The sequence below is a fragment of the Nonomuraea sp. NPDC048882 genome, assembly GCF_040649755.1.
Lineage (GTDB): Bacteria > Actinomycetota > Actinomycetes > Streptosporangiales > Streptosporangiaceae > Nonomuraea > Nonomuraea maheshkhaliensis.
This window is the reverse complement of the sequence record NZ_JBEZGB010000023.1, coordinates 33268-55908: the sequence shown is the minus strand read 5'-3', so window position 1 is coordinate 55908 and position 22641 is coordinate 33268. Positions and strand designations below refer to the sequence as shown.

Annotated in this window: 23 protein-coding genes; 9 read left to right on the top strand and 14 right to left on the bottom strand. The window is 71.6% G+C overall.

Annotated elements, in window-relative coordinates:
- Position 1 precedes the first annotated feature (1 nt).
- The 4 genes from AB0C27_RS48650 to AB0C27_RS48635 all read right to left on the bottom strand — a co-directional run bounded on the left by AB0C27_RS48650 (position 2) and on the right by AB0C27_RS48635 (position 4230).
- Complete coding sequence (locus AB0C27_RS48650) at positions 2-1021, bottom strand: MlaD family protein (RefSeq protein WP_357860513.1); 1020 nt, start codon at positions 1019-1021, stop codon at positions 2-4.
- Between the two features lie 5 nt (positions 1022-1026).
- Positions 1027-1881 carry an ABC transporter permease gene (locus AB0C27_RS48645; protein ID WP_357860511.1) on the bottom strand — a complete coding sequence of 285 codons (855 nt, stop codon included), beginning with the start codon at positions 1879-1881 and terminating at the stop codon, positions 1027-1029.
- 13 nt (positions 1882-1894) lie between these two features.
- Positions 1895-2686 carry an ABC transporter permease gene (locus AB0C27_RS48640; RefSeq protein ID WP_357860508.1) on the bottom strand — a complete coding sequence of 264 codons (792 nt, stop codon included), beginning with the start codon at positions 2684-2686 and terminating at the stop codon, positions 1895-1897.
- Positions 2687-2838: 152 nt separating this feature from the next.
- Positions 2839-4230, bottom strand: a complete 1392-nt coding sequence (locus tag AB0C27_RS48635) for an aminopeptidase P family protein (protein WP_357860505.1) — start codon at positions 4228-4230, stop codon at positions 2839-2841.
- Positions 4231-4371: 141 nt separating this feature from the next.
- Between AB0C27_RS48635 and AB0C27_RS48630 the strand changes: the two genes are divergently transcribed.
- The 5 genes from AB0C27_RS48630 (at position 4372) to AB0C27_RS48610 (ending at position 9189) form a co-directional block, all read left to right on the top strand.
- Entirely contained in the window at positions 4372-4800 is a 429-nt protein-coding gene (locus AB0C27_RS48630) for a CBS domain-containing protein (RefSeq protein WP_357860502.1), read from the top strand.
- 33 nt (positions 4801-4833) lie between these two features.
- Positions 4834-5478: a hypothetical protein gene (locus AB0C27_RS48625; protein WP_357860499.1), complete on the top strand. Its 645-nt coding sequence runs from the start codon at positions 4834-4836 to the stop codon at positions 5476-5478.
- A 207-nt stretch (positions 5479-5685) separates the two neighbouring features.
- The gene (locus AB0C27_RS48620) at positions 5686-6585 is read left to right on the top strand and encodes an endo alpha-1,4 polygalactosaminidase (RefSeq protein ID WP_357860496.1); all 900 of its coding nucleotides are present in this window, start codon (positions 5686-5688) and stop codon (positions 6583-6585) included.
- Between the two features lie 64 nt (positions 6586-6649).
- Positions 6650-7423: a cyclase family protein gene (locus AB0C27_RS48615; RefSeq protein ID WP_357860493.1), complete on the top strand. Its 774-nt coding sequence runs from the start codon at positions 6650-6652 to the stop codon at positions 7421-7423.
- Positions 7420-9189: a thiamine pyrophosphate-binding protein gene (locus tag AB0C27_RS48610; RefSeq protein ID WP_357860490.1), complete on the top strand. Its 1770-nt coding sequence runs from the start codon at positions 7420-7422 to the stop codon at positions 9187-9189. Before AB0C27_RS48615 ends, AB0C27_RS48610 begins: the two co-directional genes overlap by 4 nt.
- A gap of 88 nt (positions 9190-9277) precedes the next feature.
- On the opposite strand, the gene AB0C27_RS48605 is transcribed toward AB0C27_RS48610, so the two are convergent.
- From AB0C27_RS48605 to dhaK, 3 genes are all read right to left on the bottom strand, one after another.
- A complete protein-coding gene (locus tag AB0C27_RS48605; RefSeq protein ID WP_357860487.1) occupies positions 9278-9640 on the bottom strand; it encodes a phosphoenolpyruvate--protein phosphotransferase in 363 nt (120 codons plus the stop codon).
- A 165-nt stretch (positions 9641-9805) separates the two neighbouring features.
- Complete coding sequence (gene dhaL / locus AB0C27_RS48600) at positions 9806-10423, bottom strand: dihydroxyacetone kinase subunit DhaL (RefSeq protein ID WP_357860484.1); 618 nt, start codon at positions 10421-10423, stop codon at positions 9806-9808.
- Complete coding sequence (gene dhaK, locus AB0C27_RS48595) at positions 10423-11403, bottom strand: dihydroxyacetone kinase subunit DhaK (RefSeq protein ID WP_357860482.1); 981 nt, start codon at positions 11401-11403, stop codon at positions 10423-10425. The genes dhaL and dhaK overlap by 1 nt, the downstream gene beginning before the upstream one ends.
- 45 nt (positions 11404-11448) lie before the next feature.
- Between dhaK and AB0C27_RS48590 the strand changes: the two genes are divergently transcribed.
- Together AB0C27_RS48590 and AB0C27_RS48585 are read left to right on the top strand one after the other, a co-directional pair.
- Entirely contained in the window at positions 11449-12624 is a 1176-nt protein-coding gene (locus tag AB0C27_RS48590) for a cytochrome P450 (RefSeq protein ID WP_357860479.1), read from the top strand.
- A gap of 18 nt (positions 12625-12642) precedes the next feature.
- The gene (locus AB0C27_RS48585; protein WP_357860476.1) at positions 12643-13389 is read left to right on the top strand and encodes a lysophospholipid acyltransferase family protein; all 747 of its coding nucleotides are present in this window, start codon (positions 12643-12645) and stop codon (positions 13387-13389) included.
- 137 nt (positions 13390-13526) lie between these two features.
- On the opposite strand, the gene AB0C27_RS48580 is transcribed toward AB0C27_RS48585, so the two are convergent.
- Both AB0C27_RS48580 and AB0C27_RS48575 read right to left on the bottom strand, forming a co-directional pair.
- Positions 13527-14333, bottom strand: coding sequence for a serine/threonine-protein kinase (locus tag AB0C27_RS48580; protein WP_106244829.1), 807 nt, complete (start codon positions 14331-14333; stop codon positions 13527-13529).
- 56 nt (positions 14334-14389) lie between these two features.
- Positions 14390-15724: an MFS transporter gene (locus AB0C27_RS48575; RefSeq protein WP_357860473.1), complete on the bottom strand. Its 1335-nt coding sequence runs from the start codon at positions 15722-15724 to the stop codon at positions 14390-14392.
- Positions 15725-15791: 67 nt separating this feature from the next.
- Here AB0C27_RS48575 and AB0C27_RS48570 point away from each other — a divergent pair, with 67 nt between their 5' ends.
- Positions 15792-16400, top strand: a complete 609-nt coding sequence (locus tag AB0C27_RS48570; protein ID WP_357860470.1) for a winged helix-turn-helix domain-containing protein — start codon at positions 15792-15794, stop codon at positions 16398-16400.
- Between the two features lie 108 nt (positions 16401-16508).
- Here AB0C27_RS48570 and AB0C27_RS48565 read toward each other — a convergent pair whose 3' ends face one another.
- The 3 genes from AB0C27_RS48565 to AB0C27_RS48555 all read right to left on the bottom strand — a co-directional run bounded on the left by AB0C27_RS48565 (position 16509) and on the right by AB0C27_RS48555 (position 19786).
- On the bottom strand, positions 16509-17132 hold the full coding sequence (locus AB0C27_RS48565) for a DJ-1/PfpI family protein (protein WP_357860467.1): 624 nt from the start codon (positions 17130-17132) through the stop codon (positions 16509-16511).
- A 110-nt stretch (positions 17133-17242) separates the two neighbouring features.
- Positions 17243-18868, bottom strand: coding sequence for an L-glutamate gamma-semialdehyde dehydrogenase (gene pruA / locus AB0C27_RS48560; RefSeq protein ID WP_357860464.1), 1626 nt, complete (start codon positions 18866-18868; stop codon positions 17243-17245).
- Positions 18869-19786 (bottom strand): proline dehydrogenase family protein, encoded by a 918-nt coding sequence (locus tag AB0C27_RS48555; protein WP_357860461.1) that lies wholly within the window; start codon positions 19784-19786, stop codon positions 18869-18871.
- 77 nt (positions 19787-19863) lie between these two features.
- Between AB0C27_RS48555 and AB0C27_RS48550 the strand changes: the two genes are divergently transcribed.
- A complete protein-coding gene (locus AB0C27_RS48550; RefSeq protein WP_357860458.1) occupies positions 19864-20973 on the top strand; it encodes a helix-turn-helix domain-containing protein in 1110 nt (369 codons plus the stop codon).
- 54 nt (positions 20974-21027) lie between these two features.
- Here AB0C27_RS48550 and AB0C27_RS48545 read toward each other — a convergent pair whose 3' ends face one another.
- Positions 21028-21903, bottom strand: coding sequence for an alpha/beta hydrolase (locus AB0C27_RS48545; protein ID WP_357860455.1), 876 nt, complete (start codon positions 21901-21903; stop codon positions 21028-21030).
- Between the two features lie 88 nt (positions 21904-21991).
- The gene (locus AB0C27_RS48540) at positions 21992-22408 is read right to left on the bottom strand and encodes a hypothetical protein (RefSeq protein ID WP_357860452.1); all 417 of its coding nucleotides are present in this window, start codon (positions 22406-22408) and stop codon (positions 21992-21994) included.
- Positions 22409-22641 lie beyond the last annotated feature (233 nt).

Below are 22641 nucleotides of genomic sequence, written 5' to 3'. Positions count from 1 at the left end.
GTCAGCGCCTCCCGTCGGTCGGGCCGCAGGCGCCCACGATCAGCTCGCAGACGTCGGTGGCGATGAACGCCTCCACCTGCAACTGGCGGTTGCCGCCTGGACCTGGCGCCTCGATCAGCTCGTTGAGCAGGTCGACCAGCCGGTTGAGGCCGCGTACGCCGTCTCCCGCCAGGCCGAGCTGGGCGTAGATGAGCGCGGCGACCCGCTCGCCCGAGTGCACCCCGGCCCGCAGGTCGCCCCGGTGCTTGGCCAGGCCGTGGGAGACCTGCCCGGAGACCGAGGTGACCTCCTGGAGCAGGGCGCGTACCTTGTCGGCCCGTTTGAGCAGGTCGGGGGTGATGACGTTGACGTCGGAGGAGATGGAGACGAGCTCGTCGCCCTTGTCCGACAGCGCCGTGCCGAGCAGTGCCGCGTCGTGCAGGAACCGTCGAGCGTTCGCCCGGTGCCGGTGCGCGACGCCGACGACCGTGCCGGCGTCGCCGATCAGCTCGCGCAGGTTCTCGCCCTCGCCCTCCAGCCCCTTGGCCAGCGTGTGCACGATGACCGTGACCTCGCGCGGGTCCACGGCGTCCAGGCCCCGGTAGGCGTCGCCGAGCGTGTCGGACAGGTCCAGCGGCTCCTCGGTGTCGGTGATGACGGCGCCGGCGGACAGGTACGGGCCGGTCGTCTCACCGGAGCCCGGCCGCAGCTCGACGAACTTGGGGCCGAACACCGACGCCGGCTCCACTGAGGCCACCGCGGTCGTGGGCACCCTGACCCCAGGATCGACGTGCATGGTCACCACGGCCCTGCCCTTGGCGTCCAGCGCGATGCCCGTCACGTCGCCGACCGTGATGCCGCGGATCTTGACCGGCGAGGCGGTGTCGAGGCCCTGCCCGGCCCGGCCGAACACGGCGTCGATGCGGGTGCCGCGTAACTCGGTGGTGGTGCGCACCACGTACAGGGTGGCCGCGGCCAGCACCGCCAGCACGGCGAGCGCGATGCCCATCCGGGCGGCGAGGGGAAGTTCAGCTCGGGTCACCGGCCTCACCCCGTCAGCGGTATGTTGCCGCCGGCGCCCCAGAACAGGTACGACAGCAGCAGGTTGAGCAGCACGATCGTGACGATCGACTGGCGGATGGCCCTTCCCGCCGCCACCCCCACGCCCACGGGCCCGCCGGTGGCGTTGAAGCCGTGGAAGCAGTGGATGACGATGACGGCGAAGGCGAACACGGCGACCTTGGCGACGCTGAACAGGATGTCGCTGACCGGCAGGTACAGGTAGAAGTAGTAGTCGTAGACGCCGGGCGCCAGCCCGAACAGCACCGTGCACATGAGCCGGGTGGCGAAGAAGCTGGCGAACAGCGCGATCAGGTAGATCGGCACCAGCGCCAGCAGCGCCGCCACGACCCGGGTACAGATCAGGTAGGTGAAGGCGTTGATGCCCATCACCTCCAGCGCGTCGATCTCCTCCGAGATCCGCATCGCGCCGAGCTCCGCCGTGAACGACGAGCCGACCTGCGCCGCCAGCGCCGTGGCCGCGATGATCGGGGTGATCTCGCGAACGTTGGCGAAGCTGCCGACCAGGCCCATGAACGACTCCGCGCCGATGGCCTGCAGCCCCTGGTAGCCCTGCAGCCCCACGGTCGCGCCCACGACGAACGCCATCGTGAACACCACGAAGACCATGCCGCCGCCGATGACGGTGGCGCCGACGCCCACCACGACATCGCTGACCTGGCGCAGGACGACCTTGCCGTACCTGAGCCGCAGCACGACGTCGCGGACGGAGTAGAACAGGACCTTCCACACGAACAGCGGCCAGTCGGCCAGGGCCGCGAACCGCTCGGCGGCGTCCCGACCCCTGAGGGCGAGTCTGAGGCCGGCCGTCCGCGTCGCCATCAGCAGGTCACCATCACAGCGACCTCGGCGGGTAGGCCAGGAAGTACACGGCCGAGATCACGTAGTTGAACGTGAACACCAGCATGAACGTCACCACGGTCGCCTGGTTGACCGCCCGTCCCACGCCCACCGGGCTGGTCGCGCACGTCATGCCCTTGTAGCAGGCCACCCCGGCCGCGATGAAGCCGAAGATCCACGCCTTGAACAGCGTCACGTACAGGTCGGAGGCCACCACCAGGGACAGCGCGCCCTCGAAGTACGCGCCAGGCGTGACGCCCTGCACGATCACGTTGAAGAAGTAGCCGCCGGTCGCGCCCGCCAGGATGACCAGCGGGCACAGGCACACCGCGATCGTGCTGGCCGCCCACATGCGCGGCGTGACCAGGCGGTGGATCGGGTTGACCGACATGACCTCCATCGCGCTCAGCTCGTCGCGGATGTGGCGGGCGCCGATGTCGGAGGTCATGGCGCTGCCGCCGGCCCCGGCGATCAGCAGCGCGCTGGCCAGCGGCGCCACCTCGCGGATGAGGCCGACGAAGACGGCGCTGCCGGTGGCCGAGCCGGCGCCGAGCTGCCGGGCCAGCTCACCCACCTGCAGCGCCACGGTCGCGCCGAGCGGCAGGGAGACCAGGAGCACGGGGACGCTGGTGATGCGGGCCAGGAACCAGCACTGGTCGACGAACTCCCACCACCAGCGCCTGACGTCCCAGCTCCGGCGCAGGCCCTCCAGGACGATGACGAACAGGTCTCCGACCTGGCCGAGGGCCGAGCCGGCGCGGCGTCCGACGTACCCGGACCAGGCCATCACCACCTCCGCCGCCTACGGATTGGCAACCCTACTGACGGGTTGTCCAGTAGGCCATGGCTTGGCGGGAATTTGCGGAAAAGGTATGAGGGCGGGGCCGCGCCTTGTCAGCCACGTACGAAACGTGACCGCTCCGTTACAGCGCTCTCCTGCTACAGCAGGCCGTTCATCCAGGACTCGATCCCGTCCGGGTCGCGGGGGAGCGCGGACGACATCAGGCGGGCCCCGTCGGAGGTGATCACCAGGTCGTCCTCGATCCGGATGCCCATGCCGCGCAGCTCCTCCGGCAGCGTCAGGTCGTCCGGCTGGAAGTACAGGCCGGGCTCCACGGTCAGCACGTTGCCCTCCTCCAGCACGCCGTCCAGGTAGACCTCGGCCCGCGACCTGGCGCAGTCGTGCACGTCGAGACCAAGCATGTGGCCGCTGCTGCATAGCGTGTAGCGCCGGTACAGGCCCGTCTCCATGAGCGTGTCGACGCTCTCCTTCAGCAGGCCCCAGTCGCGCAGCCCCTCGCAGATCACCCGCATGGCCGCCAGGTGGAAGTCACGGAAGCGGGCGCCGGGCCGCAGCGTGGCGATGGCCGCCTCCTGCGCCTGGTAGACCAGCTCGTACGCCTGCCGCTGCACACTCCCGAAGCGGCCCGACAGCGGGAAGGTGCGGGTGACGTCGGCCGTGTAGAGCGTGTCGGACTCGACGCCCGCGTCCATCAGCAGCAGGTTGCCGCGGCCGAGCGGGCCGTCGTTGCGGATCCAGTGCAGCACGCAGGCGTGCGCCCCGGCGGCCACGATGCTGTCGTAGCCGGTCGCGTTGCCCTCCAGCCTGGCCCGCAGGCCGAAGACGCCCTCCAGGTAGCGCTCGCCGCGCGGGTGGCCGAACGCCTGGGGGAGCGCGCGTACGACGTCCTCGAAGCCGCGCGCGGTCGCGTCCACGGCCGACTGCAGCTCGCCGACCTCCCACTCGTCCTTGACCAGCCGCAGCTCCGACAGGAACGACTCCAGCTCCGCGTCACCCTCGCCCCTGGGGACGGCGGCGTCCACGGAGGCGTCCACACCCCGCAGCACCCGGGCGGGGCGGCCGAGCTCAAGGTCGCGGATGTGGGCGCACTCGACCTGGTAGAGCGCCGCCGCCTCGGCCAGGTCGGGGCGCGGTCCGGCCCAGAACTCGCCGTAGCGGCGGTCGCGGTAGAACTCCTGGCCCTCCTCGCGCGGGGCGCGCGGCCTGACGTACAGCACCGCCTCGCCGGACGGCTCGATCACCAGCACGTCGTCCGACTCGCTCGCCCCGGTCAGGTACGCGTACGCGCTGTGCGGCCGGAACCGGAAGTCGCTGTCGTTGCTGCGCACCTTCAGCGTGCCCGCGGGGATCACCAGCCGCTCACCCGGGAACCGCTGCGCCAGCGCGGCCCGCCGCTTGGCCGCCCACGGGGCGATCGGCCGAGGGGCGTCCTGCCCCGTTTTCTGTGGGGCCCAGCCGGTGCGCATGAACGCGGCCAGTTCGTCGGTGACGGGCAGATCGTGGCTTCCGATGTTGAGCGCCTCGGCCATGGAGCGTTCCTTGAGTGGTATGTCGGTTGATGTCGTGATCCAGTACAGGGAGCAGCCTACGGGACCGCTTGACTCCGGGCCCGAGGGGTTGTTTGCCTGGACGCAAGCTTGGAACACTGAGGGCAAGAGGTGGTGGTGCACATGCTCATCGGGACGATCCTTCGTGGCAAGGGCAGTGACGTGACGACCGTGACGCCCGCGGCCACAGTACGCGAGCTGCTCGCCCAGCTCGCCGAGCACAACATCGGCGCCGTCGTCGTCTCCTCCGACGGGATCACCATCGAGGGGATCGTCTCCGAGCGCGACGTGGTCCGGCGCCTGCACGACCGCGGCGCCGCGATCCTCGACGCCCCGGTCTCCTCGATCATGACCACCGAGGTGACCACGGTCGGTCCCGGGGAGAACGTCGACTCGCTCCGGCAGACCATGACCACGCAGCGCTTCCGGCACATGCCAGTGGTCGACGGCGGCCGGCTGGTCGGCATCGTCAGCATCGGCGACGTGGTCAAGAGCACGATCGAGGAACTGGAGACGGAGAAGGCGTCGCTCGTCGACTACCTGCATCGTTGACAGCATCGTTGACAGGGATGGGACCCTTGGTCCGTGATGTACGGGCCGCCCCCTCCTGACCATCAGCGGGTACCTGAGTACCCCCGGGCCACGAGCAGCCCGCCGATCATCGTGCTCGTCTCCGGGCTCGCCGCCCTGCTGGGCTTCCTGCTGGGCGTCCTCGTCGGGTTCGGCGCGCAGACGACGTCCGCCGAGGAGCCGGCGCCGCGGGTCACGGTGACGGTCGAGGAGAGCCCGACCGGCGTGCCGGAGACCGGCGCGCCCACCGCGACGCCGCCCCAGGACCCGCAGTCCACGCCTGGTCAGACGCTCCCGGGCCAGACACAACCCGGGCAGACCCCGCCGGGTCAGACGCCGCCGGGCCAGACGCCGCCCGGACAGACCTCGCCCGCGACGCCTCCCGGGCAGACCACCCCGCCCGGAAGCGGCAACGCGACGACGCCCGCGCTGAACGGCGCCACCCTGCGCACCCTCGTCGTCGGCACCGACATCCAGCCCGGCACCTACCGCACCACCGGCCCCACCGCCGGGTTCCCGCTCTGCTACTGGGCCAGGCTGAAGAGCACGACCGGCGACGTCATCGCCTCCGGCATGCCGACGGGGCCCGCCAGCGTCACCATCCTGGCCACGGACAAGGCGTTCCAGACCGGGGGTTGCGTCGAGTGGAGCAAGGCGTAACTTTCTGCCGGAAACTCTGGACAACAGCGCAGAAACGCGCAATTCTGCTCACCGGCAGAAAGGAGGCACGCCCCAGCGTGCTGGCGTGACGCCCTGCGGTCATGGGCCACGCCACTCCGGCGTCCCTGGCCAGGACGCAGGACGGAGAGTGCGGAACAGCACGCGTAGCCACCGATCCCGAACCGTTTTCGTTCGCGAGGAGTGTCCATGCGTCTGTCCGCTCTCATCTCCGCCGCCGCCCTGGCGGCCGTCACCGTCGTCACCTCCCTCACCACCGCCCCAGCAGCCAGCGGGGCCGCCTCCGCCGCCTTACAGGCCCCTTCCGGGGCCGCCGCGCTGCCCAGCCCGGTCGCGTGCAACGGCTGCTGGAAGCCCGCGCTCAACACGAGCTGGGACTGGCAGCTCATCGCCCTGCCGAAGAAGCCGTACCCCGACGTGCAAATGTTCGACATCGACGGCTTCGACGCCGCCGACTCCGGCACCATCGTCCAGTCCCTCAAGGCCGGCAAACCAGGCCGTCGCGTCCTCTGCTACGTCAGCGCCGGCACGTACGAGGACTGGCGCCCCGACGCCGGCCGCTTCCCCGCCGCGGTCCTCGGCGACCCGCTGGAGGACTGGGAGGGCGAGCGGTGGCTGGACATCCGCCGCTACACCGGCGAGCTCGGCGCGATCATGAAGGACCGGCTCGACATGTGCAAGGCGGCCGGGTTCGACGCCGTCGAGCCCGACAACGTCGACGGCTACACCAACGACACCGGCTTCCCGCTCACCGCCGCCGACCAGCTCGCCTACAACGCCTGGTTCGCCAACGAGGCGCACAAGCGCGGGCTGTCGGTGGCGCTGAAGAACGACGTCGCGCAGATCCCGCAACTGCTGCCGTACTTCGACTTCGCGATCAACGAGGAGTGCTGGGAGCACTCCGAGTGCACCACCGCCCAGAACGGCGGTTCGTACGGCTACGACCAGTTCGTCAAGGCCGGCAAGGCCGTGTTCCAGGTCGAGTACAACCTGGCCACGTCCAAGTTCTGCGCGAAGTCCAACGCCCAGAACTTCAACTCGCTGAAGAAGACCTACGACCTGGACGGCTACCGCGTGGCCTGCCGGTAACACAGGCGTTTGCACTGGTAGGGCGAGCGTAGGAGGATGCGCTCAGCCCACCAAGGAGGAAGACATGTCGGTGTTGCAGAGCTTTGTGGACAGCGTGCGCAACGGGGCGATCGAGGTGATCGACCTCACCGCTCCGCTGACGGCGCAGACGCCGATCCTGCAGCTGCCCGAGCCGTTCGGCAACACGATCCCGTTCCGGCTGGAGGAGATCAGCCGGTACGACGATCGCGGCCCGGCCTGGTACTGGAACGACATCCACACCGGCGAGCACACCGGCACCCACTTCGACGCCCCCGTGCACTGGGTCACCGCCCGCGACGGCGAGGACGTCTCCCAGGTGCCCACGCGCAGCCTCATCGCGCCCGCCGTGGTGCTCGACCTGGCCGCGGAGGCGTCGAAGGACCCCGACTTCCTTCTCCAGATCGACCACGTCAAGGAGTGGGAGCGGGCCAACGGCCCGCTCCCCGAGGGCGGCTGGCTGCTCTACCGCACCGGCTGGGACGCCCGCTCCGCCGACCAGGCCGCCTTCCTGAACGCCGACGAGACCGGCCCCCACACGCCCGGCATCTCGGTCGAATGCGCCCAGTGGCTGGCCGCCGAGACCCCCATCCTCGGGCTCGGCGTCGAGACCGTGGGCACCGACGCGGGCGCGGCCCACTCCTTCGACCCGCCGTTCCCCTGCCACTCCTTCCTGCTCGGCGCGGGCAAGTACGGCCTCACCCAGCTGCGCAACCTCGACCGCCTGCCGGTGACCGGCTCCGTCGTGGTCGCGCCGCCGCTGCCCATCGAGGGCGGCTCGGGCAGCCCCGTGCGCGTGCTCGCCCTGGTCGAGCGTTGATCGTCGCCGAGGCCGTGGGCCGGGTCCTGGCCGCGTGCGGGGCCGGGACCGCCTTCGGGGTGGTCGGCAGCGGCAACTTCCACGTCACCAACGCCCTCGTGGCGGCCGGCGTGCGCTTCGTCGCCGCCCGCCACGAGGGCGGGGCCGCCACCATGGCCGACGCCTACGCCAGGATGAGCGGCCGGGTCGGCATCGTGTCGGTGCACCAGGGGCCGGGGCTCACCAACGCGATGACCGGCATCACCGAGGCGGCCAAGAGCCGCACGCCGCTGATCGTCCTGGCCGGCGAGGCCACGGAGCCCCAGTCGAACTTCCACATCGACCAGCCGGCCCTGGCCGTCGCGGTGGGCGCGGTGGCGATGCGGGTCACGGCCGCTGCGGACGTGGTGGAGCAGGTGGTACGGGCGTATCAGGTGGCCGTGGGGGATCGTCGCACGGTCGTCCTGAACCTGCCGCTCGACGTCCAGTCCACCCCCTGCCCCGACCTGGACCCTGCCACCCTGACAGCCCAGACCACGCACCTCCTCACCACAGCGACCGGCCGGTCCGTCACCGCACCGCCCGGATCGCCCGCCACCGCATCCACCAAGCCCGCCACCGCCTTTACCGGGCCGTCCACCGAGGCGCCGGCTACCGGGCCGGAGCCGTCGTCCTCCACGGAGGTGCCGCCGGCGGAAATCGGACTGCTGGAGCTGGTGCGGGCACTGGAGACGGCGCGGCGGCCGGTGTTCATCGCCGGGCGGGGTGCCCGGCGGGCCCGGCGGGAGCTGGAGGAGCTGGCCGAGCGGACCGGCGCCCTGCTGGCGACCTCCGCCGTGGCCAAGGGGCTCTTCCGCGGCAGCCCGTGGGACCTCGACGTCTCCGGCGGGTTCGCCACGCCCCTGACGGCCGAGCTGATCCGCGACGCCGACCTCGTCGTCGGCTGGGGCTGCGCCCTGAACATGTGGACCACCCGGCACGGCTCCCTGATCTCGCCCGGCACGCGCGTGGCGAAGGTGGACCTCGACCCGGCGGCGCTCAAGACGCATGTGCCCGCCGACGTGGGCGTGGTGGGCGACGTGGCGGAGGTGGCCAGGTCGCTGACCGCCCAGGTGCGGGGCGGCGCGCAGGGTTATCGTTCGCCGGAGCTCGCCCGCCGCATCGAGGCCGAGGGCCGCTGGCGGGCGGTCCCGTACGAGGACGAGAGCGGCGGCGGCCGGATCGACCCCAGGACGCTCACCATCGCCCTCGACGACCTCCTGCCCCAAGACCGGATCGTCGCCATCGACTCCGGAAATTTCATGGGATATCCGTCGATGTTCCTCGACGTCCCCGACGAGAACGGGTTCTGCTTCACCCAGGCGTTCCAGTCGATCGGGCTCGGCCTGGCGACCGCCATCGGCGCAGCCGTGGCCCGCCCCGACCGGCTGCCGGTGGCCGCGCTCGGCGACGGCGGCGCGCTCATGGGGCTGGCCGAGCTGGAGACCGTGGTCAGGCTCGGCCTGCCGATGGTGATCGTGGTGTACGACGACGAGGCGTACGGCGCCGAGGTGCACCACTTCGGCCCGCACGGCCACCCGCTGGACACGGTCCGCTTTCCCCCGGCCGACCTGGCCGCCATCGCCCGGGGCCACGGCCTGGCCGCCGTGACCGTCACCGGGCCCGGCGATCTGGCGGGCGTGGCGGAGTGGGTCGCGGGCGAGCGGGACCGCCCGCTGCTGGTGCAGGCCAAGGTGACACGGGAACGCGGCTCGTGGTGGCTGGAGGAGGCGTTCAAGGGCCACTGAACCAGGGGACCTGATCCAAGGGCCCCGATGCAAGCGCCCTGGTTTCGAGGGCCCCGGTGTCGAGGGGCGCAGATTCGCGGGGGGCTGATCAGAGCTTGCGGAAGGCGCGAGACTCCTCGGCCGCCTCCAGCACCTCGGCCAGCGACGAGCCCGCGCCCGCCGCCACCGCGGCCGCGATCGCGCCCTCCACGAACGGCACGTCCGCCACCACGACCCGCTCCTCCACCTCCAGCAGCCGGGCGGTCAGCACCGAGCTGCCCAGGTCGGGGATGAGCACCACCCCGTGGCCTCGGTCGACGCTGCGCACCGCCGCCTCCACGCGGTCGAAGCAGGTGCCCAGCCCGTTGTCCTCGGTCCCGCCTGCCGCCGCCACGGGGGCGTCCTGCCCTGCGATCCCGAGGGCCAGGGCCATCGCCTCGGCCGCCAGCCCGGCACTGTGCGAGATCAGCACCACGCCCACCATCACACCGCCTCCGCAGCCCGTCCAGCGGCAGCCCGCCCCGCGGCGGCCTCTCCAGCAGCAGTGCCTCCCCCGGCGGCCTCTCCAGCAGCGGCCCGTCCCCCAACAGCCCGTCCCCCAACAGCCCGTCCCGCGACAGTCCGTCCGGTCACGGGCCTATCCCGCCACGGTGGCGAGCGCCGTCATGAACAGCACCGCCGAGGCCGCCCCCGGATCCTCGTGCCCGATGCTGCGCTCGCCCAGGTAGCTGGCCCGCCCCTTGCGCGCCTGCATCGGGATCGTCGCCTTGGCGCCCTCGGCCGCCGCGCGGGCCGCCTGGTCGAGCGCCTCCCTGACACTCACGCCGTCGCGTACGGCCAGCGCCAGCGCACGGGAGGCCGGCGCGAGGGCGTCCACCATGGTCTTGTCGCCCAGAGCCGCCTTGCCGAGCCGCTCGACGGCCACCACCCCCGCCTCGAACGCCGCCGAGAACCCGGCCAGCGTCACCGGCGTCAGCAGCGCCTTGCCCATCTGCCGGAACACCGATCCGTACAGGGGCCCTGAGGCGCCGCCGACCCGGCGGATCAGCGTCGTGCCCGCCGTCGTCAGCACGTCCGCCGGCGACTCCGGCGCGGAGTCGGCCAGGGCCTTGCAGACCTCGGTGAGGCCGCGGTCGAGGTTGGTGCCGTGGTCGGCGTCGCCGATGGCCGCGTCGAGCCGGGTCAGGCGGTCGCGCTCCTCGCGTACGAGCCGGGCCGTCTCCTCGAACCAGGCCACGAACAGGTCGGTGTCCATCAGCGCCCCCAGCGCAGCGCGGGCGTCTCGACCGGCGCGTCCCACAACCGGGTCAGCGCGTCGTCCAGCAGGCAGACCGAGACCGAGAAGCCCTGCATGTCCAGACTCGTCACGTAATTACCCACCAGCGAGCGCGTCACCCGGGCTCCCTTGCCCTTGATGAACGCGGCCACCTCCGCGAACACGACGTACAGCTCCATGAGCGGCGTCCCGCCCATGCCGTTGACCATGACCAGCAGGTCGCCCCGCAGCGGCTGGTCGCGGTGGACGGCCTCCATCGCCACCCCGGCCAGCTCGCGCGCCGGCGCCAGCGGCACCCTGGCCCGCCCCGGCTCGCCGTGGATGCCGATGCCCAGCTCCACCTCCGTCTCCGGCAGGTCGAAGGTGGGCTTGCCGGCGGACGGGGTGGTGCAGGAGGTCAGGGCGATGCCGAAGGACCTGCTGCGCTCGTCCACCTCCTGCGCGACGGCCGCGACCTCGGCCAGCGGCGCGCCCTCCTCGGCCAGCGCCCCCGCGATCTTCTCCACGAACAGCGTCGCCCCGGTGCCGCGGCGGCCGGCCGTGTAGAGCGAGTCCTGGACGGCGACGTCGTCGTCCACCAGCACGCTCGCCACCTCGACGCCCTCGACCAGCTCGGCGGCCATCTCGAAGTTGAGCACGTCGCCGGTATAGTTCTTGACGATGTGCAGCACCCCGGCGCCGCCGTCGACCCCCATGGTCGCCTCGATGATCGGATCGGGCACCGGCGAGGTGAAGATCTCGCCGGCGCAGGCGGCGTCGAGCATGCCGTGACCGACGAAACCGACGTGCAGCGGCTCGTGGCCGGAGCCGCCGCCGGAGACCAGGCCCACCTTCCCGCGGCGCGGGCCCTGCGCCCGGTAGACCACGTGGTCGCGGATCCGCAGCGAGGGGTGGGCCGCGGCCATGCCGTTCAGCGCGTCTTCAACGACGGATTCTGCCGTGTTGAGCAGCTTCTTCATGGTCAAAACATCTGCCCGTTTTCACGACCGCGCAAGCGTCGTAGCGTGAGCGGAGTGGATATCGTCTACAGCCCCTTCGACGCCGAGACCAACGCCGACCCCTATCCCGTCTACGCGCGACTGAGGGCGGAAGCGCCGCTCTACCACAACGCCGAGCTCGGTTTCTGGGCGCTGTCCCGGCACGCCGACGTCTCGGCCGCCCTCGCCGACAGCGCGCTGCTGTCCAGCGACCACGGCCCCATGCTGGAGGCGGGCGCCTCGGGTCCCGAGGCACGCAGGTTCCTGTCGTTCGTGGCGATGGACCCGCCCGAGCACACCCGGATGCGCGCGGCCATCTCCAAGGGCTTCACCCCGCGCCGGGTCGCCGCCCTGGAGCCCATGATCAGGGAGATCGCGCGCGAGCACATCGTCCGGGCGGTGGATCGGGGGACGTTCGACTTCGCCCGCGACATCGCGGCCAGGCTGCCGCTGGACGTGATCTCCGAGCTGGTGGGCGTGTCACCGTCCGAGCGCGCGGGCGTACGCCGCGACTTCAGCGCTCTGATCGGGTACGCCCTCGACAGCGGCGCGGCCGACGACGGGCTCAAGAGCCTGGTCTCCCTGGCCGGCTACTACGCCTCGATCATCGCGGAACGCCGGGCCGACCCGCGCGACGACCTCGTCTCCGTCCTCGTCGCGGATGACGAACTGACCGACGACGACATCGTGGCGTTCCTGTTCCTGCTCATCGGCGCGGGCGCGGAGACCACCACCCACCTGCTCAGCGCCGCCTGGTACTGGGCGTGGCGCAACCCGGACCAGCGCGCCGCCGCCTTCGGCGGGGCGATCACGCCGTGGATGGAGGAGTCGCTGCGTTACGACACCCCGGCCCACGGCACCGCCCGCCGTCTCACTCGCGAGAGCGAGTGGTACGGCGTCCGCGTCCCGGAGAACGCCAAGATGTGGCTGCTGATCGGCTCGGCCAACCGCGACGAACGGGTCTTCCCCGACGCGGGCGTCTATGACCTGAGCCGCGACACCGCCCGTTCGCTCAGCTTCGGCGTCGGCCGCCACTACTGCCTCGGCGGCCCCCTCGCCCGGCTGGAGGCCCGGGTGGCGCTGGAGGAGCTGACGAAGGCCGTCTCGCCCGGCTACGACATCGACCCGGCCGGCATCAGGAGGACCGCGCACGGCAACGTCAGGGGCATGGTCAGCCTCCCGACGTCCGTGAAACCCGCCTGAGTACGTTACCTTCTGCTCATGGCTGAGATCGTGTACCCGCCGGTGATCGCCGCCGCGCGGACCCTGTTTCGCGTGCTCGACATCAAGTTCCACCTGGAGGGGACCGAGCACGTGCCGCGCACCGGGGGAGCGGTGCTGGTGAGCAACCACATCAGCTACCTCGACTTCATCTTCGCCGGGTTCGCCGCGCTGCCGTCGAAGCGGCTGGTGCGCTTCATGGCCAAGCAGGACGTGTTCGACAACCGGATCTCGGGGCCGCTGATGCGCGGCATGCACCACATCCCGGTGGACCGGGAGGCGGGGGCCGGCTCCTATGCCACGGCGCTGCGCATGCTGAAGGCCGGTGAGGTCGTGGGCGTGTTCGCCGAGGCGACGATCAGCCGGTCGTTCACCGTCAAGGAGATCAAGAACGGCGCCATCCGGATGGCCCAGGCCACCGGCACGCCCGTCATTCCGGTGGCACTGTGGGGCGACCACCGGCTGTGGACCAAGGGGCGGCCGCGCAACCTGCTGCAGCGGCACGTGCCGGTCAGCATCCTGGTCGGCGAGCCGATGCACCCCAAGCGCGGGGAGAACGTCAACGACCACACCGCCGACCTGCACCGGCGCATGTCGGAACTGGTGGACCGGGCGCAGCGCACCTATCCGGAGGTGCCGCAGGGGGTGTGGTGGCAGCCGGCCCACCTCGGCGGCACCGCGCCGACCCCGGAGGAGGCGGCCGCGATGGACGCCGCCGAGGCCGAGGCCCGCGCCAAGAAGGACTGACCTCCCGCAGACCGACCCCTCGGGCCGAAAGACCGGCCGTCCCCGGTAGGGCCGGCCGGTGGGTCACCCGGCCGCGAAGGCCGGTCGGGGGCAGCCGGCCGTGACGGCCGGCCGGCCCGAAGCGGGGCGGCCGAACGTCAGATGGCCGCCTGGTAGGCGCTGGCGCGCATGCCCGCGAGTAACCCCGCCGTCTGCTCCGGCGTGTAGCGGCGTACGGGGTCGTGGTGCAGCAGGCCCTCGATGAGCGGCCGCATCACCCCGGCCCGCCGCGGCGGCGGATAGGGGCCGCTCCTCGCCATGCCGAGGACGGTGGCGGCGTCCTGGCCGGGGTAAGGAGGCTGGCCCTCGATGGCGCTGTAGAGCGTGGCGCCGAAGGACCACATGTCGGCCTCCTTGCTGGCCGGTCCGCCGTGCAGCCGCTCGGGCGCCATGAAGGCCGGAGTGCCGCGCAACCGCCGCGAGGTCGTCATGCGGATGTCACCCTCGGCGGTCGCTATCCCGAAGTCGGTCAGCACCACCCGGTCACCCGTCAGCATGACGTTGGCGGGCTTGACGTCGCGATGCAGCACGCCCGCCTGGTGGGCGGTGCGCAGTGCCGCGAGCAGGTGCTGCCCGATCGCCGCCACCGACTGGGCGGGCAGGGTGCCCACCTGTGACAGCAACTGGTGCAGCGAGAGCCCGTCAAGGTATTCCATCACGATCCAGAGCTTGCCGCCCTCCTCGATCAGGTCATGCACCGTGACGATGTTGGGATGCGTCAGCCCGGCGGCCATCCTGGCCTCGCGCAGCACCCGGCGGCGGACCATCTCGGCCTCACCGGCCAAGGTCAGCTCCTTCAGCGCCACCGTACGGTGGAGGAGCTGATCGAACGCCCGCCAGACGACTCCCATACCCCCACGACCGGCCTCCTCGTTCAGGAGGTACCGTCCGCCGATCTCCCGCATACCATCCCCTCTAGCTCGGGGATAATCATGTCACCTCAGCACAGGCTCTAGGGTGCCTAACGTGATCCGGACATGTCGGAAAGTGCAGCTGTGCTGGTCAGAGGCCCAGAAATTTGATCTGACAAAGCGCGCCGCACCAGTCCGACACCGACCAAACATACTCCAGTCGCGCCCACGAGGACGGCTCCAAGCCCGGCGAACTCGGCCACGACGCCTCCCGCGGCCGCCCCGAGAGGCATCCCACCCATCCCGACGAGCCGATATGCCGAGTTGACCCGTCCGAGCAATTTCGCCGGAATCAGCCGCTGCCGGGCGGAGATCACCAGCACGTTGCCCCCGGCGCCGACCACCCCCCACAGCACGGCGGTCGGATAGAGCGTCCATGGGGACGGTATGATCACCGGCACCAGCAGCAGCAGACTGGTGACCAGCCAGCAGCCGACCAGCGTCCTGAACTCCCCGAACACCCCCGCGGCCCGTTCTGACAGCAGCGAGCCGACCACGGCGCCCGCGGCGAAGGCCGTGGTCATCAGGCCGTAGCCGGCCGGTTCGAGCCCGATCTCGGACCCGTCGCCGACCGCCCACAGCACGAAGACGGCGAAGTAGGCGGAGTTGGCCAGGTTGAGCAGCCCGGCCGTGATCGCCAGGCCGCGCAGGACGCGGTGGGACCACAGGAAGCGCAGGGCCTCGGCGATGTCCGCGCGCATCGGCCGGCGCGCCTCCACGCCGCCCTCCGCCCGTTCTGTCCGGGCTTCCGGCCGTTCGGCCCCGGCTTTGGTCGCAGCCTCTCCCACAGCGCCGGTCCCGGCCCCGCCCTCCGCCCGGTACGCGCCGCGCATCCCCAGCAGGAGCAGGCCGGCGGCGGCGTACAGCAGGGCGGGCGCGCCGAAGACGACGGCGGGCAGTGCCGCCACGAGCAGGCCCGCCACCGGAGCGCCGACGAAGTCGTTGCCGATCATCTGAGCGCTCGACACCCGCCCGTTCGCCTTGGTCAGCGCGTCACGAGGCACGGTCATGGGCAGCACGGACTGCGCCGAGAGGTCGGCGAAGACCTCGCTCACCCCGGCCAGCAGCACGGCGGCCAGCAGGAGCCAGAGGTTGAGCAGGCCGAGCACGGCGAGGAGCGTGACGCCGGCCAGGATCACGGCCCGGACGAGGTTGGCGCGCACCATGATGCGGCGGCGGTCGGCCCGGTCGGCGACGGCGCCCGCGTGCAGCGCCAGCAGCAGCCACGGCAGCGTGGTCGCGGCCGCCACCAGGGAGATCAAGGTGGGGGAGCGGGTCATCGAGACGGCCAGCAGCGGCGCCCCGATCTTGAGCACGCCGTCGGCCAGGTTGGACAGGGCCGTGGAGGACCACAAATAGGCGAACGAACGCCCAAGACGCGACATGGCAGGCTCCGCTATCGTGTAAGGGAAAGTGTGCACATAATTCTTTGCAAAGATAGGCTTGCACAGTATGAGACGCAAGAGCTTTTCCGCCAGAACGCTCGACGCGAACGCCATGAAGTCCTTCGCACACCCGCTGCGACTGCGGCTCTACGGCCTGCTCGACGAGCACGGGCCCTCCACGGCGACCCGGCTGGCCGGCCTGGTCGGGCAGAACACCGGGGCGACCAGCTACCACCTGCGCGAGCTGGCCAGGCACGGCATGATCGAGCTCGCGGAGGGGATGGGGCGGGGGAAGGAGAAGTACTGGCGCATCACGCCGGGCGGCTTCTCCTACGGCGAACCGTCCGAGGCCGATCCAGAGGCGGCGGGAGCGGTCGAATACCTGCTCGACGACCTGGTACGCCAGCGCGGCGAGGAACTTTCCAGGTGGCGCGAGGAGTCGGCGACGGCCCCGGCCGAGTGGGTGGCGGCGAGCGTGTTCGGGCGGCGCTCGCTGCGGCTCACGGCGGAGGAGGCGGCGCGGATGAACGAGGAGGTGTTCGCGGTGCTGGAACGCTACCGCGCGGTGTCGGACGGCAGGGTGCCCGAGGCCCAGGAGGACCTCGGGCGCGTGATCGTGCACTTCGACGTCCTGCCGGTGGGAGCAGGCCGCCCGTCGCCGGACGACGACGACTGAGCAGGCCGCACGCCTCCGGCGTCAGATGATGCGGCCGGGCCGGGCCCGGCCCGGAGTGACGAGGCCGCGGGCTGCGGCGTCAGGTGAGGGGGCCGGGTGCCTCCGGGGTCACGTGATGAGGCCGAGGGCGCGTTCGGCCAGGCCCTCCGGCGCGGTGGCGGGGGAGCCGCAGGTGAACGGCGGCCGCGGGTCGTACTCGATGGCCAGCTGCACGCTCTGCGCCGTCACCGGATCGGCGGCCTGCCCCAGCAGCGTCAGCGCCATGTCGATGCCCGCCGACACCCCCGCCGCCGTCACGATCTTCCCGGTCGTCACCACCCGCTCGCTCACCGGCTCGGCCCCGAAGCGGGTGAGGAAGTCGAGGATGGCCCAGTGGGTGGTGGCCTTGCGCCCCTCCAGCAGCCCGGCCGCGCCGAGCAGGAGCGAGCCGCTGCACACCGAGGTCGTCCACTGCGTGTGCTCGTGCGCCTGTCTGATCCACCCGACCAGGGCCTCGTCGGCCAGGACGTCGAGTGTCCCCGAGCCGCCGGGGACCACGATCACGTCCGGGTCGGGCAACTCGGCGTACGAGGCCGTGGCGTTCATGAGGAGCGTGCCCTTGTCGTCGGCGACCGGCCCACGCTCGCCGGCCACGAACGTGACCGTCCAGCCGGGCGCGAAGGCCAGCACGGTGTACGGGCCCACGGCGTCGAGCGCGGTGAAGCGGGGATAGAGGGGGATGGCCACGTGCATGCGTCTGCCCTTCCTCGGCGGAAACCTGCGCGCCTCGAACCTACCCCGGAACGCCGAGAGCCCCCGGGGGCAGGACCGGGGGCTCTCGCCGGAGATGGGTGATGGAGAGATCAACCCATGTGCGGGTAACGGTGGTCTGTCGGCGGCACGAACGTCTCCTTGATCGCGCGGGCGCTCACCCAGCGGGTCAGGTTGAAGATCGAGCCGGCCTTGTCGTTGGTGCCGGACGCGCGCCCGCCGCCGAACGGCTGCTGGCCCACGACGGCGCCCGTCGGCTTGTCGTTGACGTAGAAGTTGCCCGCCGCGAAGCGCAGCCGCTCGGCCGCCGAGGCGATGGCGTAGCGGTCCTGGGCGATGATCGAGCCGGTCAGCGCGTACGGGGCGATGCCCTCCATCTGGTCGAGCACCGTGTCGTAGGCGGCGTCCTCGTAGACGTGCACGCCGAGGATCGGCCCGAAGTACTCCTTGACGAAGATCTCGTCGGTCGGGTCGGCGCACTCCAGGATGGTCGGCTTGACGAAGTAGCCGACGGAGTCGTCGTAGGAGCCGGTGAGCACGTCGATGTCCGAGGCGGCCCGCGCCCGGTCGATCGCCTCCTTGTGCTTGGCGAACGCCCGCGCGTCGATGACCGCGCCCATGAACGTCGACAGGTCGGCGGCCACGTCGCCCACGGTCAGCGACTCGGCGGTGGCGACGAAGTCGTCACGCATGCGGTTCCAGACCGAGCGCGGCACGTACGCCCGCGAGGCGGCCGAGCACTTCTGCCCCTGGTACTCGAAGGCGCCCCTGATCAGCGCCGTCGAGAGCACCGCCGGGTCGGCGGACGGGTGGGCGAGCACGAAGTCCTTGCCGCCGGTCTCGCCGACGAGGCGCGGATAGCCGTGGTAGGAGGCGATGTTCGCGCCGATCGTGCCCCACAGGTGCTGGAACGTCGCGGTCGAGCCGGTGAAGTGCACGCCGGCCAGCGCCGGATGGGTCAGCGCCACCTCGGAGACGGCCTGACCGTTGCCGGTGACCAGGTTGATCACGCCCGGGGGCAGCCCGGCCGCCTCAAGCAGCCGCATCGTGTGGTGCGCGGCGAGCTGCTGGGTGGGCGACGGCTTCCAGACGACGACGTTGCCCATCAGCGCCGCCGAGGCCGGCAGGTTTCCGGCGATGGCGGTGAAGTTGAACGGCGTGATCGCCAGCACGAAGCCTTCGAGCGGCCGGTACTCCATCCGGTTCCACACGCCCGGTGAGGAGATGGGCTGGTCGGCGTAGAGGCGGCGGGCGAAGGCCACGTTGAACCGGAGGAAGTCGATCAGCTCGCAGGCCGCGTCGATCTCCGCCTGCTGCGCCGACTTCGACTGGCCCAGCACGGTCGCCGCGTTCAGCGTCTGCCGCCACGGGCCCGCCAGCAGGTCGGCCGCCTTCAGGAAGATCGCCGCCCGCTCGTCGAACGACAGGGCCCGCCACGCGGGCGCCGCCGCCAGCGCGGCGCCGACGGCGTCCTGCACGTCCTGGGCCGTAGCGTCGTTGGTACGGCCCAGGACGGAGGCGTGGTTGTGCGGCTGCACGACGTCGATGGCGGCGCCGCCGCCCGGTCGCTGCTCGCCGCCGATGGTCATGGTCAGGTCGGTCGAGGCCCCGGCCAGCTCCTTGATGCGGTCCTCCAGCGCGGCCCGCTCGGCGCTGCCGGGGGCGTAGCCGAGCACGGGTTCGTTGGCCGGCGTGGGGACGTTGCTGATGGCATCCATTTACTTACCCCCAAGGGCACGAAGGAAGAAGGCGACGTTGGCGGGCCGCTCCGCCAGGCGGCGCATGAAGTAGCCGTACCAGTCGTCGCCGTACGGGACGTAGACGCGGACCGTGTGGCCGGCCCCGGCCAGGGCCTCCTGCCGGTCGGTCCTGATGCCGTAGAGCATCTGGAACTCGTGGTCGCCGATCGCCCGCCCGAACCGGTCGGCGAGCAGCTCCGTGATCGCGATCATGCGGTCGTCGTGCGTCGCCACCATGGGGTACCCCTTCCCCGCCATGAGGATCCGCAGGCATCGCACGTACGCCTTGTCCACGGTCGTCCGGCCCTGGTGCGCGACGGAGGCCGGCTCGCGGTAGGCGCCCTTGACCAGCCGTACCCGTGAGCCCTCCGAGGACAGGTCCCTGCAGTCCTGCTCGCTGCGGAACAGGTACGCCTGGATCGCCACGCCCGTGGACGGGTAGTCCTCGCGCAGCTTGCGCAGGATGGACAGGGTGGAGTCGACCGTGGTGTGGTCCTCCATGTCGAGGGTGACGGTCGAGCCGCCGGCCGCCGCGGCGGCGCAGATCTCGCGGGCGTGCTCCAGGGCCATGGCGTCGTCGAGCCGCTGCCCGACGGCCGACAGTTTCACCGATACCTCGCCCCTGGACCCGAGGCCGAGCGGCCTGATCGCCTCCAGCAGCGTGATGTAGGCGTCGGCGGTCGCTTCGGCGGCCCGCGCGTCCAGCGTCTCCTCGCCGAGGTGGTCGACGGTCACGGCGAGCTTCGCGTCACTCAGGCGTTCGACCGCGTCGCGGGCCTCCTCGACGCTCTCGCCCGCGACGAACCGGCCCACGACCTTCTTGGTGGGCGGGAAACCCGACACGGCACGGCGCACGGCACCGCTCCTGGAGGCGGCGAGCAGCAGTTGACCCAGCATGTGCCCAAGTGTAGAAACCGCAGCTCAGAGGGGGCCATCGACGGGCGTAACGTCGCGTGTGGCAGGCTGTCGTACAAATGCACAACACGGCAGACCTACAAGAGATCGTCGACGAGATCGCCGCCCGGCTGGGGGCGTCCGCGACGCTGGAGGACCGCTCGTTCCGGCTGCTGGCCTACGGGGCGCAGCACGGTGACATCGACACGGTCCGCCAGGAGTCGATCCTGCGCCGGCGCGCCACGGGAGAGGTGCGCGAATACTTCGAGCGTTACGGCATCGCGCGGGCGAGCGGGCCGGTCAGGATCCCCGCCGACGCCGAGCTCAAGGTCCTGGCCAGGGTCTGCTGGCCGCTGCGCCACGCCGACGTCACGTACGGCTACCTGTGGCTGCTGGACCCCGGCGAGCTGGCCGACGGGCCCGAGCGGACGGGTGAGCGGGGTGGGCTGACCGACGCGCGGCTGCGGGCGGTGGCGCCGCTCGTCGCCAGGGCCGCCGCCGCGCTCGCTCAGGAGGCCAGGAGCAGGCAGGACCTCGGGCGGGGCCTGCGCGCGCTGCTGTCGCCCGACCCCGAGGTGCGCGCGGGCGCCTCGCTGGACCTTCCCGGGCCGGTGGCGGCCATCGCCGTACGCGAGTCGGAGGAACGGGTGGCCGCCCTCTGGACGCTCCCGCGCGGCGTCCTGGCCCGAACCGGCTCGCCGGTCGCCCTGCTCGCCCCCGCCCACCTGGCCGGGGAGGTGGCGCAGACCGTGCAGAGCGCGTACGGCACCGCGGCCGGCATCGGCGCGCCCAGGGTCGACCCGGCCGACGCCTGGCTGAGCTGGCGCGAGGCCCGCCAGGCGCTGCGCATCGCCGAGCACTTCCCCCGCCACGCGCCCGTCGCCCGCTGGGAGGAGCTGGGCGTGCACCGGCTGCTGTCCCGGCTGAGCCAGACGGACCTGCGCGAGCTGGCCGAGGAGACGGCCGCGCTGGACGCCGAGCTGGCCCAGACCGTGGAGGTCTACCTGGACCGCGGCGGCCACGTGCAGAAGACCGCCGCCGAGCTCGGCATCCACCGCCAGACGCTCTACTACCGGTTGGGCAAGGCCGAGCGCCTCACGCACAGGGACCTGTCGGACGGTGACGACCGCCTGGCCGTCCACCTGGGGCTCAAGGCCGCCCGGCTACGCGGCCCCGACCACTCCTCGTAAAACGTTACTCGCTCTGACCCCGACGGCTCGTGAGGCGTCACGCGCTCCGGCGCGTCATTCGCTCTCGTCGAGGACCCGGTGCAGGGTGACGGCGAAGGCGTCGGGGTCGCCGGGCATGCCGAACTCGCCCCCCATGAAGCCGCCGTGGTGGCTGGGGAAGATCACGGGCTCCGTACCGAGCCGTTCCGCCACGGCCAGGCCCGACCGGCAGGCCATCTCGCCCTCCGACTCGGCGCCGACGCCGACGACGATCCGGGTGGAGGCGGCCCGCAGTGCCGCGAAGTCGTGCCGGTAGTGCGTACAGGTGATGAGGTTCTGCGCGAACAGCACGTCGTCCCTCGACCCGTCGTCCTCCGTCGGCATCCCGAGCTGGGCCGGATCGGGGGCGGGCAGCTCGGACAGGTCGGCGGGGAGCTCACCGCGCCAGCCGGAGGTGCCGATGAACTTGGCCATCGCCGCGCCGAACCCGTCGCGGTCGTACGTGGCGCGGATGTCGGCGATGGCCGCCAGCGCCCGCTCGCGGTCGGGCAACTCCTGGGCGGCGGGCGGCTCGTGCGCCACGAGCGTGCGCACCTGCTCCGGATGGCGGGCCACCAGCGCCAGCCCGTTGACCGCGCCGCCGCTGCTGGCGAAGATGTCCACCGGCCCGGCGCCGAGCGCGTCGATCAGCAGGTGCAGGTCGTCGGCGTGCAGGTCGGGCGTCGACTCGGTGAGCCCGTCGGTGCGGGTGCTGCGCCCGATCCCACGCGGGTCGTACGTCACCACCGTGCGGTCCTGGAAGTGGCCGGCCAGGGTGGTGAAGCCGGTCGCGTCCATCGGCGAGCCGATCATCAGCAGCACCGGCCGGCCCGAGCCGGACTCGGGCTCGCGCACGTCGTAGTGGAGGGTCGCTCCCGGCACCTCGATGGTGTGGGTCTTGGGGTCGGTCATGGGTCGCTCCTTCTCGATGACGATGTGCAGACCGCCGGGCGCGGTGAAACTCATCGGTGCGACGACCCATCATGCCCCTGGAGCCTGCTCAGGCCCACAACACCGACATGAGGATCAGCAGGAAGAAGAACGCCAGCAGGCCGAGCGGGATCGCCATGAGGGCGATCGTGATGCCCATGCCGTTCCACTGCTGGGGTGGCGGGCCGAGCGCGCCGCGCGAGTAGGCCCACAGGGGCGCGCGGTATTCGACGTCGAGCGACATGCCGGGCTGCAGCCAGATCGTCAGGTCCGCCGGGCCGATCTGCGAGGGCAGGAAGTACGGCAGATGGACGTGCAGATGATGCTGGCCGGGAGGCAGCACGATGGCGTTGCGGCCCCAGCGGCCGGGCATCGGGCGGCCGTTGACCACGACGGTGGGAGTGATCATGGACAGCATGAAGCCGAGCCAGTGGCGCTGGATGTCGAGGACGACCTGCCCCTGCGGCCCCTGCTGCCCCTGAGGCATCGGGGCGGGCTGCTGACTCCATGCTCCATGTGGCGGCATGGGCCCTGGTCCGTGAGGCGGCCCGGGCGGTCCCGGCGGTGGTCCCAGTGGTGGTCCTGGTGGTGGTCCTGGTGGTGGTCCTGGTGGTGGTCCTGGTGGTCCGTACGGTGGCTGGGGCGGATACATGGCGCCAGATGGTATCGCCACCGCCGCGCTTCGTGCTGACGCTTCGAGATCAGTTAAAGTCCGGAAAA

Coding starts and splice junctions, on each gene's coding strand:
- AB0C27_RS48645 (WP_357860511.1), bottom strand. CDS start 1,881: ATGGCGACGCGGACGGCCGGCCTCAGACTCGCCCTCAGGGGTCGGGAC.
- AB0C27_RS48640 (WP_357860508.1), bottom strand. CDS start 2,686: ATGGCCTGGTCCGGGTACGTCGGACGCCGCGCCGGCTCGGCCCTCGGC.
- AB0C27_RS48635 (WP_357860505.1), bottom strand. CDS start 4,230: ATGGCCGAGGCGCTCAACATCGGAAGCCACGATCTGCCCGTCACCGAC.
- AB0C27_RS48630 (WP_357860502.1), top strand. CDS start 4,372: ATGCTCATCGGGACGATCCTTCGTGGCAAGGGCAGTGACGTGACGACC.
- AB0C27_RS48620 (WP_357860496.1), top strand. CDS start 5,686: ATGCGTCTGTCCGCTCTCATCTCCGCCGCCGCCCTGGCGGCCGTCACC.
- AB0C27_RS48615 (WP_357860493.1), top strand. CDS start 6,650: ATGTCGGTGTTGCAGAGCTTTGTGGACAGCGTGCGCAACGGGGCGATC.
- dhaL (WP_357860484.1), bottom strand. CDS start 10,423: ATGGACACCGACCTGTTCGTGGCCTGGTTCGAGGAGACGGCCCGGCTC.
- dhaK (WP_357860482.1), bottom strand. CDS start 11,403: ATGAAGAAGCTGCTCAACACGGCAGAATCCGTCGTTGAAGACGCGCTG.
- AB0C27_RS48585 (WP_357860476.1), top strand. CDS start 12,643: ATGGCTGAGATCGTGTACCCGCCGGTGATCGCCGCCGCGCGGACCCTG.
- AB0C27_RS48580 (WP_106244829.1), bottom strand. CDS start 14,333: ATGCGGGAGATCGGCGGACGGTACCTCCTGAACGAGGAGGCCGGTCGT.
- AB0C27_RS48575 (WP_357860473.1), bottom strand. CDS start 15,724: ATGTCGCGTCTTGGGCGTTCGTTCGCCTATTTGTGGTCCTCCACGGCC.
- AB0C27_RS48570 (WP_357860470.1), top strand. CDS start 15,792: ATGAGACGCAAGAGCTTTTCCGCCAGAACGCTCGACGCGAACGCCATG.
- AB0C27_RS48565 (WP_357860467.1), bottom strand. CDS start 17,132: ATGCACGTGGCCATCCCCCTCTATCCCCGCTTCACCGCGCTCGACGCC.
- pruA (WP_357860464.1), bottom strand. CDS start 18,868: ATGGATGCCATCAGCAACGTCCCCACGCCGGCCAACGAACCCGTGCTC.
- AB0C27_RS48555 (WP_357860461.1), bottom strand. CDS start 19,786: ATGCTGGGTCAACTGCTGCTCGCCGCCTCCAGGAGCGGTGCCGTGCGC.
- AB0C27_RS48550 (WP_357860458.1), top strand. CDS start 19,864: ATGCACAACACGGCAGACCTACAAGAGATCGTCGACGAGATCGCCGCC.
- AB0C27_RS48545 (WP_357860455.1), bottom strand. CDS start 21,903: ATGACCGACCCCAAGACCCACACCATCGAGGTGCCGGGAGCGACCCTC.
- AB0C27_RS48540 (WP_357860452.1), bottom strand. CDS start 22,408: ATGCCTCAGGGGCAGCAGGGGCCGCAGGGGCAGGTCGTCCTCGACATC.